Consider the following 13,467-nt stretch of genomic DNA (forward strand, 5'->3'; position numbering starts at 1 on the left):
GCTACCTCTCAGCCTGGCTTACTTGACCAGATCGCCGAAGCTGCGACGACCGGCCCGCTCGCTCTCCGAGCGGCAGCCCGTGGGCGCGCCCTGACCCTCGAGCACCTGCCAGATCTCGACGCGGCGGTTGGCCGCCTGCGCCGCACGGTTGGCCGCCGAGACTCGCGGACGACGCGCTGGCGGCGGCTCCTGCTCGGTGTCGCCGTTGCGCACCAGGATGCACTGCTCGCCAAAGCTCGACCAGAGCACACGGTCCTTGATGGCGTTCGCATCCGCACCCGCCACGCGGAGCAGCTGCTTGTACACCGCCTCCGAACGCGACTTGGCCAGCGTGTTGTTGTACGCCTCCGAGCCATACCAGTCGGTGTGACCCTCGATGGAGATGCGCATGTTCGGGTTGGCCTTCATGGCCGCCACGATCACCTTGAGGGTGTCGTTGCCGGCCTTGAGCACCACGGCCTTGTCGAACTGGAAGAGCGTCGTGTCAAAGGCCACGCGGGCCGCAGGAATGGCCTTGCACTCCACCGACGCCGTCTCCGTCTTGCTGCTGCCGTAGGCGGTCTTGCTGGCGGTGATCGTGGCCGTACCGGCCGCGTTGCAGGTCACCGTGCCGTTGTTGACCGAGGCAACCGAAGCGTTGGAAGAGCTCCAGGTGATGGCGCCGAGGTCCACGTTGTCGGCATCGGTGGCCTTCGACGTGAAGGACAGCGTCTTGCCCACATCGGTCGAACCGCTGCGCGGGTCGAGCGTGAGCGTCCAGGCCGGCGGCGGCACCGTCACGGTGGACGAGGCCATGCGCTCGATCTTCTTCACGATGCCCTTGCAGGTGATCGTGGCCGTGCCGTGCTTGACGGCCGTGACCTTGCCGGTGTTGTCCACCGTGGCCACCGACGGATCACTCGAGGAGCAGGTGAGGTTCTGCACCTTGCGCAGCTCGATGGGACGCGTCTTGAGGTCGGCCGCGCTGAGCGCGAACTGCCGCTCGCTGCCGCGGTTCACCGTGGCGCTGGCCGGGTCCATCTTGAGCGCCCAGTCAAACGGCTCGGTGGAGGCGCAGCTGCCACGCAGCGCGTAGCTCACACCGGCACGAAGGCCCAGCTGCTGCGACGTGCCGTCGAGCGCCTGCTCCTGCGGTGACGGATCGTAGTCCATCAGACCGTCAAGGCGGAGACCCCACTTGCCGCTGCCGCAGATCTTGAGGCCCACGAGGCTTGTGAACGCATCCTCGTACTCATTGGCCGTGACGCGGCCCGCAAACACCTGCTGCGCGTAACCGGCGCCGAGGATGAGCGAGGCCTTCTTGCCGGGCGTGACCGGGATGGTCAGCGTGCCGAGCCCACGGAACGGACGGTAGGTGATGTCTTCGAACGGATTGCGCGCGGCCTTGGTCTTGGCGTACTGGATGTCGCCTTCGATGCCGAGCCACTTGTACACCGACATGCCGAGCCGGCCACCCACGCCGAACGCGTCGTCGATGCGAATTTCCTTGTCCATCTTGGTGTACTGACCGAACACACCCACCTCGATGCGCTCGCCCAGATTCTGGGCCTGCAGCGTTGGCGCCGCCATTACGGCAGCGAGCAACGACATTCCGACCAGGTTTTTCTTCATGTGATACCTCCGGGAGGAAGCCAGGAAAGCGGGCCGGACAACGCCCGCGCCGGCATCGGGCTCAACGATCCAAATGCCGGCACAGCAATAGTAAAGCATTCCGGCGCCGTGCGATACATCACGCGACACAGTCCCTCGGTCCCACGTGGCTGCGTCGCAGGGCGGCCTGAACTCCAAGGACCGCTCAACCGTGACCAAGGTCACCAAATGCGCTGAGCCGTCACGAGATTGTGACGGCTCAGCAGTTCGGACTGCAATTGTGATGCAAATTACACGGCGAGCAGTCGCGTCAGCTCAGCCTGAATGGCGTCCACCGTGGGCACCACCGCATCCAGCAGCACCGGGTGGTAGGGCACGGGAATGTCGCGCGGCGCCAAACGGGCCACCGGCGCATCAAGATGCCAGAAGGCCTCCTGGGCCAGTGTGCCCGCGATCTCGGCGCCAAAGCCGGCCGTCCAGTTGTCCTCATGCACAATGAGACAGCGGCCCGTCTTGCGCACCGAGGCCAGCACGGCCTCGCGGTCCCAAGGGGCAATGGTGCGGAGGTCCAGCACTTCCACCGCGTCACCAAAGGCCTCGGCGGCTTCGGTGCAGCGGTGCACCATGGCGCCCCAGCTCACCAGCGTGACGTCCGTCCCTTCGCGCCGCACCGCGGCACGGCCAAAGGGCAGCACGTAGTCGTCACCCGGATAGCGCGCCGAGCCATCGCCGGTCATGAGCAGCGAGCGATGCTCGAAGAAGATGGTGGGGTTGGGGCTGCGCATGGCCGCACGCAGCAAGCCCACGGCATCGGCGGCGTTGGACGGCATGGCCACCTGCCAGCCATACGCATGCGCAAATCGCACTTCGTCGCTGAGCGAGTGCCAGGGGTCGCCCACATCCTTGCCGAAGCCGCCGGGCATGCGCACCACGATGGGCGCCGCAAAACGATTGGCCGTACGCCAGCGCATCGTGCCACAGTTGTTGAGCTGCTCCGTCGCCGGGTCGGCGTACTTGCGGAACTGGATCTCGGCCACGGGCACGAGTCCGCTGATGGCCATGGACACCGCGCGTCCAATGATGCCCTCTTCGCTGAGACTGGTGTCGAACACCCGCTCGGCGCCGAACTGCTTCTGCAGGCCTTCGGTGACGAGATGCACACCGCCCTTTCGGCCCACGTCTTCACCGAACACCACCACCTTGGGGTTCACGCTGAGTTCATGACGCAGCGTGCGACGCACGGCCTCGGCAAAACGCAGCAGGTCGCCGCCGTCCTGCGGCACATCGCTGCCACCCAGGGCCTCGCGCTCGGCGCGCGACAAACCACCCATGGCATCGGGCGCGTCGGCTTCACAGTACACATGACGCGCGACGGTGCTGGCGTCGGGCATGGCGCGTGCGCGCGCGGCCGTGAGCGCAATCTCGACATCGCGCGCCACTTCGGCTTCGAGTTCCTGCCACGCGCTTTCGCTCAGCAGCGAGGGCACGAGGTAGTTGCGCAGCGCCGGAAGCGGGTCACGCGCCAGGTCGGCCGCAATCTCCTCGTCGCTGCGATAGCCCTTCTGATTGTCCGGCCCCGAATGACTGGAGAGACGCGGCACCGTGAGACGCACCAGCGCCGGCCCGTTGCCCGCACGCACATGCGCCACCGCCTCGGCCAGCTTGCCTGAGGCATCGTGCGGATCACTGCCGTTGCCGTTGCGAATGAACAGGTTGGTGAACGACGCGAGATTCTTGGCAATGTCGCCACCAGGCGTTTGCATGTCGCCACGCACACTGATGCCGAGGTCGTTGTCCTCGATGTAAAACAGCAGGGGCAGTTTGAGCGTGGTGGCCATGGTGAGTGCGGCCCAGAAGCCGTTGGTGGCCACGGAGGCGTCGCCGCCCAGTGCCACGGCCATGCTGTTGGCGTAGCTCGCGTCCTTCAGCACGTCGCGGTGGTACACAATGCTCTGCGCCCACCCCGCCGCTGGCGTGTACTGTCCACCCACGTCACCGGCCATGGGCAACACCGTGCAGCCTTCACGGTTGGGCAGGTTGCACACCACGCCAATGTCACGGCCATCGCTGAATCCGCCGGCCCGACCGAGCGGGCTGCCCAGCGCGTCTTCGATGCTGAGACCCACCGAGAGCAGCATGGGGCGCGAACGATAGTAGGCGCCGGCGCCGTCGTGCGTGCCATTCAGCAGCGAGCCCAGAATGGTCTGCGCCATGTCATGGCCGCGGGCCGAGAACTGGTAGAGCACCTGATGCTCGCGCGGCGTCGTGGCGCGATTGCGGTTGGTGCTTTCTTCCACGTCGTCGAGCGCACGCGAGACCAGCGTGTGGTAGGCGATGCGACGCCAGTCGAAGCCGGCGCGCGGCGCGCGATCGGCGCTGGCGGACCTGGACGACGCGACGTCGGTCTTGGCGGGGCGAACTGCGGTCTTGGAAGGCATAGACCCGTAATTTGCCCCGATGACCCCTCAATCGGGAGTTTGTCGCTGGGCCCAGAGTGCGTTGGGCGCCACCGCGCGGGCGGCGGTGATGGCGAGACGGGTGACGGTGGTGATTGTGGGCACCCCCACACCGACGGCCACCAGCAGCAGGTTGGCGGCCAGCCACCAGGTGGTCCAGCGTTGCACCAGGTCACGACTGCCGCGCATGACAAACAGCACGGCCGCCGCACCGTTGACCACAAACAGGCCGGCCAGGGCCCAGGAGAAGGCCGACCAGCCGACTGCAGCCAGCCACTGCATGAGCACCGTATCCATGGACACGCTCCGCGAGGTGGGACGACAGGGCTAGAGTACGGCGTGAATCGAGGAAAAGCGAGACCAGACGTGCCGGCTGTGCGTGAAGCCTTGCTCAGGCCGGGCTGCAGGGCCCGTGGCCTGCGCCACTTGACTATCTTTCAGGAATGTCTGCTTCCTCCTCCCTCCTCCTCGAGCAGGCCGACGGCGTGCTGCTGATCACGCTCAATCGGCCCGACGTTCTCAACAGCTTCACCCTGGAGATGGCCGAGGCGCTGCAAGCGGCGCTGGCCTATGCGGCGCGCGACGAAAGTGTGCGGGCGGTGGTGCTCACCGGCGCCGGTCGCGGCTTCTGCGCCGGTCAGGATCTGGCCGAGGCCCTGCCCAAGGGCGACGGGCCCATGCCCGACATCGGCGAGATCGTGGTCAAGTGCTACAACCCCATCATCCGCGCCATTCGCTCTCTGGAGAAACCGGTGCTCTGCGCGGTCAACGGCATTGCCGCCGGCGCGGGCGCCAATCTGGCCTTTGCCTGTGACCTCACCTGGGCTGCAGACGATGTGAGTTTCGTGGAAAGCTTTGCCAAGCTGGGGCTCATTCCCGACACGAGTGGCACCTTCTTTGTACCGCGTCTCGTGGGACATCAGCGCGCTACTGGCATGTTCTTCCTGGCTGAAAAGCTGCCGGCCACCAAGGCGCGCGATTGGGGACTCATCTGGGATGTCGTGCCCAAGGCCGAGCTGCTGGACACGGTCATGAAGGTGGCGCGTCAATTGGCCTCGCAGGCTACGCGTGGTTTTGGTCTCACCAAGCGCGCGCTGCTGGCCAGTGCGGCCAACGGGCTCGACGCGCAGCTCGATGTGGAAGCCGCTTGCATGACCGAGGCGGGGAAGACGGCGGACTACGCCGAGGGTGTGCGCGCGTTCCTCGAGAAGCGCGCGCCCGTGTACCGCGGCGCCTGAGATGGGTATGCACATTCGCAAGATTGGTGTGGTGGGCGCAGGAGCCATGGGCGCGGGCATCGCGCAGGTGGCCGCGCAGTTCCGCCACGAGGTGGTGCTCTGCGACGCGCATCCCATGGCCTTGGTGCGCGCGCGTGCCGCCCACGAGAAGGCCATGGCGCGCGAGGTGGAGAAGCAGCGCCTTACGCAGGAAGAAGCCGACGCCGTTTTGGCCCGCTTCAGCTACGTGGAAGGCACCTCGCTTGGTGATCTGGCGCCGCTGGCCGAGTGTGATCTGGTCATCGAGGCCATCGTGGAGCAGCTCGGGCCCAAGCAGGAGTTGCTGCGCACGCTCGAGTCGGTGGTGCGCCCCGATGCGGTGCTGGCCTCCAATACCTCGTCGCTGTCCATTGCGGCGTTGGCGGGTGCGTGTCGACACAAGAGCCGCGTGGTGGGTCTGCACTTCTTCAATCCGGCGCCCATCATGCCGCTGGTGGAAGTCATCCCCGCCATCACCACCAGCGCCGAGGTGGCGACCGCGGTGCGCGCGCTGGCCGACGGCTGGCGCAAGGTCACGGTCATCGCCTCCGACACGCCGGGATTCATCGTGAACCGTGTGGCACGGCCGTACTACGGCGAGGCCATGCGCATGCGTGAAGAAGGCGTGGCCGACTGCGCCACGATTGACTGGGCGCTCAAGACCATCGGCGGCTTCCGCATGGGGCCGTTCGAGCTCACCGACTTCATTGGTCACGACGTGAACTTTGCCGTGACACGTTCGGTGTTCGACGCCATGTATGGCGACCCGCGCTATCGCCCCAGTCTGCAGCAGCAGCGTCTCGTGGAAGCGGGCTGGTTGGGCCGCAAGACGGGCCGCGGCTTCTACGACTACGCCGAGGGTGCGGTGCAGCCATCGCCGGTTGAAGATCCCGCGCTGGGGCAGGGCATCGTGGATCGGGTGCTGGCCATGCTCATCAACGAGGCGGTGGACGCGGTGCATGTGGGTGTGTGCAGCGTGGCCGATGTGGAGCTGGCCATGACCACGGGCGTCAACTATCCCAAGGGTCTCTTGGCCTGGGGCGACGAAATTGGCGCGGCCACGGTGCTCGCACGTTTGCAGTCGCTGCAGTTCGAGACGGGTGATGATCGCTACCGGCCCAGTGTGCGGTTGCGCCGGGCCGTGCAGGCGGGTGTGTCGCTGACGGATACGCGTCGGCTGTGAGCGGGTCGCCGACACACACGCCGGCTGAAGTCGTGGCGCATCTCATGCGCCGCGATGCGTTTTCGCAGTTGCTGGGCATGGAAGTGCTGGAGGCAAGCGAAGGCCGCGCCGTGCTGCGCATGGCGGTGCGCGAGGACATGGTGAACGGCTTTGGCACGCTGCACGGCGGCGCGTTGTTTTCGTTGGCCGATTCGGCCTTTGCCTTTGCCACCAACGGCGGCGGCACGCTGAGTGTGGCCATCGACATGCACCTCGGCATTCCCGTGGCCTCGTATCCGGGCGATGTGCTGGTGGCCGTGGCCGTGGAGCAGAGTCAGAGCAACCGCCTGGCCTTTGTCGACGTGACCGTGCGCAACCAGCGCGAGCAGATCGTGGGACATTTCCGCGGCACGGTGTATCGCACCACCAGGCAGCACGAACTGGCCTGAGCGCGTGCTAATGCGCCGGCCTGTTTCACACAGCAATCGACTGGCAAACCACCCCCACACGGGATGACGGCAAGATGACGGCGATGGGACGGACGGAGGCATGGATCGTGGACGGGGTGCGTACCCCGATCGGCAATCTTGGTGGGGCGCTGAGCGGTGTGCGCGCCGACGACCTGGGGGCACATGTCATTGCCGCGCTGGTGGCGCGTGTGCAGGAGGCCGCGCCGGGCTTTGATGTGTCGGCCATTGCCGACGTGGTCATGGGCTGCGCCAATCAGGCCGGCGAAGACAATCGCAACGTGGCGCGCATGGCGGGCCTGTTGGCCGGACTGCCGGTGTCGGTGCCGGGCGAAACCATCAACCGACTCTGTGCTTCAGGCCTCAACGCGGTGGCTTCGGCAGCGCGTGGCATCAAGGCGAGCGAGGGTGAGTTGTACGTGGCTGGCGGCGTGGAGAGCATGACACGTGCGCCGTTTGTCATGTCCAAGGGCAGCACACCCTTTGCGCGCGATGTGCAGCTCTTTGATACCAGTCTGGGTTGGCGCTTCGTGAACCCGCGCATGAAGGCCATGCACGGCACCGACAGCATGGGCGAGACGGCGGAGAACGTGGCGGCGCAGTATGGGGTGAGCCGCGCCGATCAGGACGCCTTTGCCGTGCGCTCGCAGCAGAAGGCCGCCGCCGCGCGCAGCAGCGGACGCTTTGCGCGCGAGATCGTGCCGGTAAGTGTGCCGCAGCGCAAGGGCGATCCGCTGGTGGTGGCGCAGGACGAATTTTTGCGGCCCGATACCACGGTGGACACGCTGGCCAAGCTCAAGCCGGCGTTTCGCACCGACGGGCAGGGCAGCGTGACCGCCGGCAACTCGAGCGGCCTCAACGACGGCGCGGCGGCCTTGCTGCTGGCGTCGGATGCGGCGCTGTCGCGCTTCGGTCTCAAGCCCCTGGCGCGTGTGGTGGCCAGCGCGGCCGCCGGCGTGGAGCCGCGCATCATGGGCATGGGCCCGGTGCCGTCCACACGCCTGGTGCTGGAGCGCGCGGGCCTCACGCTGGAGCAGATGGACGTGATCGAGCTCAACGAGGCCTTTGCCGCACAGTCGCTGGCCTGCCTGCGTGAACTGGGGCTGGCCGACGACGACGCCCGCGTGAACCCCAACGGCGGCGCCATTGCGCTGGGCCACCCGCTGGGTATGAGTGGCGCGCGTCTGGCGCTGACCGCTGCGCGTGAACTCGAGGCCCGTGGCGGCCGCTACGCGCTCTGCACCATGTGCATTGGTGTGGGGCAGGGCTACGCGATGATTCTCGAGCGCGCCGGAGTCTGAGTGGTACGCGCATGATTTACGAGTTCGACGGGTTCATTCCGGTGGTGCACGAGTCGGCCTTCGTGCATCCGCAGGCCGCGGTCACGGGCAACGTGATCATCGGCCGCGATGTGTACGTGGGTCCGGGTGCGGCCATTCGTGGCGACTGGGGCGGCATTGTCATCGAGGACGGCTGCAATGTGCAGGAGAACTGCACGTTGCACATGTTCCCCGGCGTGACCATGACGCTCGAAGCCGGCGCGCACATTGGTCACGGGGCCATTGTGCACGGCGCGCGCATTGGCGCCAACACGCTGGTGGGCATGAATGCCGTCATCATGGACAACGCGGTGGTGGGCTCGGGCTGCATTGTCGGCGCGCTGTGTTTTGTGCCGGCCGACATGATCATCCCGGACCGCAAGGTGGTGGTGGGCAACCCCGCCAAGATCGTGAAGGACGTGAGCGACGAGATGCTGGCCTGGAAGACCGACGGCACCGCGCTCTATCAGCAATTGCCGGCCGCCATGCGCGCGGGCTGGCGTCCCGTGGAACCATTGCGTGAACTGCCAGCCAACCGGCCCATGCAAAGCAGCATCCTGAAGACCTGGAACGAGACCCGCAAGGAGAAAGGCTGATGTCGACGCAGATGTACAAGTTGCAGAACTTCGCCGCCGGCGAGTGGGTGACCGGCACCGGTGCCATGACGTCGCTCGTCGATGCCGTGACCGGCGAAGTCATTGGCGAAACGTCTTCGGGTGGACTCGACTTCCAGGCCATGCTGGACTACGCGCGCCGCGTGGGTGGACCGGCGCTGCGCCGCTACACCTTCCATGAGCGCGCGCTGATGCTCAAGCGTATTGCCATCGCGCTCATGGCACGCAAGGAAGAGTTCTATCCGCTGTCGTACCACACGGGCGCCACGCGCACCGATTCGTGGGTGGACATCGAGGGCGGCATCGGCACCTTCTTTGCCTACGCCAGCCGTGGCCGCCGCGAGTTCACCAACGAGCGCTTCCACGTGGAGGGCCCCACCGAGCCGCTGTCCAAGAACGGCACCTTCGTGGGCCGGCACATTCTGGTGCCCATGGAAGGAGTGGCGGTGCACATCAATGCCTTCAACTTCCCGGTGTGGGGCATGCTCGAAAAGCTGGCTCCCGCGCTGCTGGCCGGTGTGCCTTGCGTGGTGAAGCCCAGCACCACGGGCAGTCACCTCACGCATGCGGTGTTCAAGGCCATTCTCGACACCAACGAACTGCCGGCCGGCGCGCTGCAGCTCATCTGCGGTGAAGCGCGCACCCTGCTGGACCATGTCACCGAGCAGGACGTGGTGGCCTTCACCGGCTCGGCGGCCACGGGTCAGAAGCTCAAGAGCCACGCGTCGGTCATGCGGCACTCCGTGCGCTTCAACATGGAAGCCGACTCGCTCAACTGCTGCATGCTGGGCCCCGACGCCGTGCCGGGCACCGAGGAGTTCGACTTGTTCGTCAAGGAAGTCGTGCGCGAGATGACCACCAAGGCCGGCCAGAAGTGCACGGCCATTCGCCGCACCATCGTGCCGGCCGGTCTCGAGGAGGCGGTCATTCAGGCCATCTCCAAGCGCCTTGGCACCACCACCATTGGCAACCCCACCACCGAAGGCGTGCGCATGGGGCCCCTGGCTTCGCGTGGACAGGTGACGTCGGTGAGTGAGAGTGCGGCGGCCATTCGTGCGGCCGCCGAGCGGGTGTATGGTGGCGGTGACTTTGCCGTGGTGGGTGCCGACCGCGAGAAGGGCGCGTTTTATGCGCCGGAGCTTTTGTACTGCGCCGACCCGTTGTCGCGTCTCGAGCCGCACGACATTGAAGCCTTTGGTCCGGTCAACACCATCATGCCGTATCGCGACCTGGGTGAGGCCGTGCAGTTGGCGCGCATGGGCAAGGGCTCGCTGGTGGGCTCACTGGTCACGCACGACCCCAAGGTGGCGCAGGAAGTCATTCTCGGTACGGCCTGCTGGCACGGCCGCATGCTGGTGCTCGATCGCACGAGCGCCAAGGAAAGCACGGGCCACGGCTCGCCGCTGCCCAACCTGGTGCATGGTGGACCGGGTCGCGCCGGTGGTGGCGAGGAAATGGGCGGCGCGCGTGGTGTCACGCACTATCTGCAGCGTGTGGCCCTGCAGGGCAGCCCCAGCATGCTCACGGCCATTACGCGTGAGTGGACCAAGGGCGCCGAGGAGCACAAGGACGAGGTGCATCCCTTCCGCAAGACCTTCGACGAGCTGCAGGTGGGTGACACCATCATCACCAAGTCGCGCGAGATCACGCTGAAAGATGTGGAGGCCTTTGCCGCCTTGAGTGGTGACAAGTTCTACGCCCACATGAACGACGAGGAGGCGCGGTCGAACGGCGTGTTCGAGGGACGCGTGGCGCACGGCTATTTCATTGTGTCGGCGGCGGCGGGGTTGTTCGTGGACCCGGCGCTGGGCCCGGTGCTGGCCAACTACGGTCTCGAGAAACTGCGGTTCACCAAGCCCGTATATCCGGGGGACAGCATCCATGTGCGTCTCACCGTGAAGCAGAAGACGGCCAAGGACACGCCCGAGGGCACCATTCCGCAGGGGGTCGTGGAGTGGGACGTGGAAGTGTTCAACCAGCACAACGAGCCGGTGGCGGTGTACAGCATCCTCACCCTTGTGGCTCGGCAACGTGCGGCCGCGCAGGCCGCCTGATCTTTCTCCATGACCACCACCACTGCCACCCGCAAGATCGATCGTTCCATCGTTGAGGGGCCCATCGGTCCTGCGGTGTGGAAGGTGGCCTGGCCCACAGTGCTGCAGAACGTCATCGGGGGCTTGCAGGGCATGATCGACCACGCGCTGGTGGGGCATTTCGTGGGCTATGCCGCGAATGCCGCCATCGGTGTGGGCTTCCAGATCTTCCTGGTGGTCATGGTGTTCATCTCCTCGCTGTTCAGCGGCATGGGCGTGCTGGTGTCACGCTTTGCCGGTGCGGGCGACGAGGCGGGCATGAACCGCGCGGCCTCGCAGGCCTTTCTGCTGGCGCTGGTGCTGTCGGTGGGGGTGCTGGCGCCGGTGGGCTACTTTGCCGCGCCCTGGCTGTTGAGCCTCGTGAACGCGGCGCCCAACGTGGAAGCCGAGGCGCTGCCGTTTCTGCGCATCATGTTCGTGTTCGGCTTTGGCATGATGATGTTCTTCATGCTGGGCGGGGCGCTGCGTTCGGCGGGTGATGCCAAGACCCCCATGCGTCTGGGCATTGGCCTCACCATTGGCAACATCACGTTCAACGTGCTGCTCATTCGTGGTTACGGCCCGTTCCCCGAGATGGGTACGGCCGGTGCGGCGGCGGGCATGATGATATCGAGCGGCCTGGTGGCGCTGTATGCCATTCGCATGCTGTTCAGCGGCAAGTGGGTGATTGATTTCCGCGGCATGTCGTGGAAGCCCGACTGGGAAATCATTCGTGCGCTGTTCCGCTTTGGATTGCCCACGGGTTTGCAGGGCATTGCCATGAACGTGGCGGGTGTGATGCTGCTGCGTTTCATTGGCAGTACGGCGCAGAGCGCCGAGGCCCAGGCCGCGTATGCCGTGGGTTACACCGAGTTGTTTTCGCTGGTGACCTGGACCAGTGTGGGCCTCATGGGTGCGGCGGCCACGGTGGCGGGGCAGAACCTGGGCGCGGGCTATCCTGAGCGCAGCCGCTTGGCGGTGCGGCATGCCGCGCGCATTGGGTTGGGAATTGCCATCACGGTGGGTGTGCTGTTCGTGGCGGTGCCGGCGCAGTTGCTCGGACTGTTCGGTATGGACGACCCGAACGTGGTGCGCATTGGCCGCACGCTGCTGGCGTATTTGAGCGTGTCGGGTTTGTTCATCACCGTGGCCCTGACGTTTACGGGTGGTTTGCAGGGCACGGGTGATACGCGGAGTCCGCTGTTCATCACCCTGGCGTCGCAGTTCGCGCTGCCCATCGGGTATCTGACATTTGTGCAGAGCATGCGGCCGCTGCAGCCGACGGACATCTGGCTGGCGATTGTGATGGGGCACGCGACGCGGTGTGCGTTGAGCGTGTGGCGGTTCGAGCAGGGGAAGTGGCGGGGGATTCAGTTGGGGTTGCGGGGGGCGTAGGGGCGGTTCGGTTCGCGCCCCGGCCTGGTGGCGCGAATGGCTGAGTTCGGTAAGATGATTTGGAGTCGCTGGACGCGAGAGCCGGTGCTTGTTGTGGGTGGGGTGGGCGCTGCTCTCTCTCGGACAGCTCCCGTTAGACTGCGATAACCGCAGTCTAACGCGGGCTGGCGGATGCGGTGTTTCGGGCCGTAAGTTGGCGGAAGTCAACGGGATTGCGCTTAGCCTGCTCGTGAAACTAGAGGTTGTTATGCTGCAGAATCGAGCGGTCGAAGCGCCGTGGCGCAGCAGTTTGGCGCAGTCCATTTAGCGTTACGCGGCAAAGGAGACCTTTGATGACAAGAACCGCCTACGTCGCGCTGTCCGTTCTCAGCCTGTGGACTCCATTGTTGGTTGGTGCTCAAGGCGAATTCTCAGAACGTGCTACGGGCTTCGGAACTCGAATCTCTCTCCCCGCCACTTGGCAGTTGGCATCCGACGCAGATCTGACTTCAAACCGTGAGGCCGCTCTGGCGCGAATGCGACGCGGCTCAACGCGAGATCTGAGGGAAATGGCAGCAAGCAACGAGAACACACCGCTGTTTCGTGCGAAGGATCCCACGGTGCCAGCCAATTCTGCGAACATGAACGTCACCGTCTCCCCCCAGATGACTTCGTCGACATTCGCAGAGATGAACTCTAAGGAGCTCGGCCAATTAATTGGCGAACTGTGCCAAACGCTTAGCCGGCAGGCGCGGGACATGGGTGGCACAGCTGAGTGTGTTCGACACGAACTCGTTACGCTTGAGAATCGCAAAGTGGTTGTCATCCAGCAGACAACTGTTGTTGCGCGTGCTGGGCTCGACAATCAGCGCACAGTAGTGCTGGTGCCTGCGCCAGGCCTCCTGTTCACGCTGAGCATTTCGCTGCGCCGGAAGGGCTTTGATCCAGCCATTCCTCGCGCAATCACAACGTCGCTCAAGTTGCCGGCCGATTTGAAGTGAACGGCGCGATCTCTGGGTGCCGCATAACGTTGCTGCTGCCGACAGGGCGTACAATGAGCGTGGCTGGCTCACTGCGTTCGCCGGCCGCATTGTTACTGGGCCCTGCGGCAGAGCTTTGCGTTGGGCAGCCCGCTCTCGTACCCCGTTCTGATCCTC

11 protein-coding genes are annotated in these 13,467 nt (G+C 65.6%); 8 read left to right on the top strand and 3 right to left on the bottom strand.

The annotated features are described in order from the left end of the window. Nucleotides 1-18: 18 nt before the first annotated feature. From B2747_RS15965 to B2747_RS15975, 3 genes are all read right to left on the bottom strand, one after another. Complete coding sequence (locus B2747_RS15965) at nt 19-1,611, bottom strand: Ig-like domain-containing protein (RefSeq protein ID WP_291163137.1); 1,593 nt, start codon at nt 1,609-1,611, stop codon at nt 19-21. Between the two features lie 269 nt (nt 1,612-1,880). Continuing rightward, nucleotides 1,881-4,028, bottom strand: a complete 2,148-nt coding sequence (locus B2747_RS15970) for a transketolase C-terminal domain-containing protein (RefSeq protein WP_291163140.1) — start codon at nt 4,026-4,028, stop codon at nt 1,881-1,883. A 27-nt stretch (nt 4,029-4,055) separates the two neighbouring features. Next, nucleotides 4,056-4,343, bottom strand: coding sequence for a hypothetical protein (locus B2747_RS15975; RefSeq protein ID WP_291163143.1), 288 nt, complete (start codon nt 4,341-4,343; stop codon nt 4,056-4,058). Between the two features lie 146 nt (nt 4,344-4,489). Between B2747_RS15975 and B2747_RS15980 the strand changes: the two genes are divergently transcribed. From B2747_RS15980 to B2747_RS16015, 8 genes are all read left to right on the top strand, one after another. Next, the gene (locus tag B2747_RS15980; RefSeq protein ID WP_291163146.1) at nt 4,490-5,284 is read left to right on the top strand and encodes an enoyl-CoA hydratase-related protein; all 795 of its coding nucleotides are present in this window, start codon (nt 4,490-4,492) and stop codon (nt 5,282-5,284) included. A gap of 7 nt (nt 5,285-5,291) precedes the next feature. Further along, nucleotides 5,292-6,485 carry a 3-hydroxyacyl-CoA dehydrogenase NAD-binding domain-containing protein gene (locus B2747_RS15985; protein WP_291163149.1) on the top strand — a complete coding sequence of 398 codons (1,194 nt, stop codon included), beginning with the start codon at nt 5,292-5,294 and terminating at the stop codon, nt 6,483-6,485. Then, nucleotides 6,482-6,913, top strand: coding sequence for a hydroxyphenylacetyl-CoA thioesterase PaaI (paaI, locus tag B2747_RS15990; protein ID WP_291163152.1), 432 nt, complete (start codon nt 6,482-6,484; stop codon nt 6,911-6,913). Before B2747_RS15985 ends, paaI begins: the two co-directional genes overlap by 4 nt. A 74-nt stretch (nt 6,914-6,987) precedes the next feature. Then, nucleotides 6,988-8,232 (top strand): 3-oxoadipyl-CoA thiolase, encoded by a 1,245-nt coding sequence (pcaF, locus tag B2747_RS15995; RefSeq protein WP_414652204.1) that lies wholly within the window; start codon nt 6,988-6,990, stop codon nt 8,230-8,232. Between the two features lie 11 nt (nt 8,233-8,243). After that, nucleotides 8,244-8,846: a transferase hexapeptide repeat family protein gene (locus B2747_RS16000; RefSeq protein ID WP_291163158.1), complete on the top strand. Its 603-nt coding sequence runs from the start codon at nt 8,244-8,246 to the stop codon at nt 8,844-8,846. Beyond that, a complete protein-coding gene (paaZ, locus tag B2747_RS16005) occupies nt 8,846-10,918 on the top strand; it encodes a phenylacetic acid degradation bifunctional protein PaaZ (RefSeq protein WP_291163161.1) in 2,073 nt (690 codons plus the stop codon). The genes B2747_RS16000 and paaZ overlap by 1 nt, the downstream gene beginning before the upstream one ends. A gap of 9 nt (nt 10,919-10,927) precedes the next feature. Then, nucleotides 10,928-12,331: an MATE family efflux transporter gene (locus B2747_RS16010; RefSeq protein WP_291163164.1), complete on the top strand. Its 1,404-nt coding sequence runs from the start codon at nt 10,928-10,930 to the stop codon at nt 12,329-12,331. A 332-nt stretch (nt 12,332-12,663) separates the two neighbouring features. Continuing rightward, nucleotides 12,664-13,311, top strand: a complete 648-nt coding sequence (locus B2747_RS16015; RefSeq protein ID WP_291163166.1) for a hypothetical protein — start codon at nt 12,664-12,666, stop codon at nt 13,309-13,311. Nucleotides 13,312-13,467: the final 156 nt, after the last annotated feature.

It is taken from the genome of Gemmatimonas sp. UBA7669 (genome assembly GCF_002483225.1).
Taxonomy (GTDB): domain Bacteria; phylum Gemmatimonadota; class Gemmatimonadetes; order Gemmatimonadales; family Gemmatimonadaceae; genus Gemmatimonas.